The organism is Nocardia acidivorans NBRC 108247 (assembly GCF_001625085.1).
Taxonomy (GTDB): domain Bacteria; phylum Actinomycetota; class Actinomycetes; order Mycobacteriales; family Mycobacteriaceae; genus Nocardia; species Nocardia acidivorans.
Genome location: NZ_BDAW01000145.1, coordinates 1 through 1,237, shown reverse-complemented (window position 1 = coordinate 1,237; position 1,237 = coordinate 1). Strand labels below are relative to the sequence as shown.

Annotated in this window: 1 protein-coding gene; it reads right to left on the bottom strand. The window is 66.0% G+C overall.

Features of this window, described 5'->3' with window-relative positions:
• Positions 1 to 36: 36 nt before the first annotated feature.
• Positions 37 to 1,237, bottom strand: a 1,201-nt coding sequence (locus NA10_RS35035; RefSeq protein ID WP_084515697.1) for a transposase, incomplete at its 5' end; no start/stop codon positions are given.

The following is a 1,237-nucleotide window of genomic DNA, read 5'->3' as shown; positions in this document are numbered from 1 at the left end:
TCTGGCCCATATTTCGTGATGGCTCTGCCGTATTGTTCAGTTGCTCAACAGGATTCGCTTCCTCAGTAGGTCCGGTTTGGCGCGGCCGAACATCTGCCGTTTGAGCATCTTGATGCGATTGACGTGGCCTTCGACGGTGCCGCTGTTCCAATGCAGGGTCAGACCGGCGGTGACCGCGTCCTGGTCGCGGCGCAGACCGCGGACGAACGAGTGCAGCGCCGGCTGGTCATCGGCGTCGACGACGCTCATCCATCCTTCGAGGTCTCGGCCACGCAGTTGTTTCATGATCGAGGCGAATGCACGGACATGACCAGCGAGACAGTCGAGTTCGGGACTGGCGGCCAGGATCGCATCGAGACTGCGCTGGTCGTTGGGGTCGATGTGGGTGGGATCGGTCATGATCCAGCCCGTGACTCGGCGGACGGTTGGCGGTGCCGGTGTCGGGGTTGGAATGTGTGCGGTCGTGCGGAACGGATGCAGATAGGTGCGAACGAGATTCGGCTGGCCTCGGTAACCGCGGGCGGTGATCTCTTCGAACAGTCGGGCCGCGTTGGTGCAGCCCTCGTTCCAGCGTTGGTGCAGGTAGGGCTTGAACTCGTCGAGGATGCCGACCCGGTAGCCGGTGCGGTTGTTGACCAGCAGTTCCTCGGGTGATTCAGCGCGGGCGAAGCGGCGGGTGGTGCCGCGCGCCAACCCGAGCTGCGTGCCGATGGCACGAATGCTCTTGCCCTGGGCCAACAGTGCGTGGACCTGCTCGAAACGGGCCCGGGTGCGAATCGCGGTCCGGTCTTGCCGCAACAGAGGTTCGACCGGACCGTGGGGCGTGCCTGCCGCGAGTTCGGCGATATCGGGTCGTTGTGGTGCGTCGTCGAGGTGGGCGACCGCGGTGGCAAGGCTGTGTCGGTGCCGTGCGACGGTGCGTTCGACAGCGACGCCGAGGTTGTTCCAGAGGTGCCAGCGATCGGCGACCTGGATCGCCTGGGGTGCTCCCTTGGTAGCACCGTCGGCATACGCGCTGGCGCGGTCACGGCAGATGATCTCGACGCCGGGATGGGCGCGCAACCAGGCCGCCAGAGTTTCGCCGGACCGGTCGGTCAGGACCTCGATCGGGCGGCGGGTCTGCATGTCGATCAGGATCGTGCCGTAGCGGTGTCCGCGGCGCAGCGCGAAGTCGTCGACACCCAGCACGCTGGGCGTGACCGGCGTGGGATCGGGTAGTGCGCGGATCTGCCGCAGC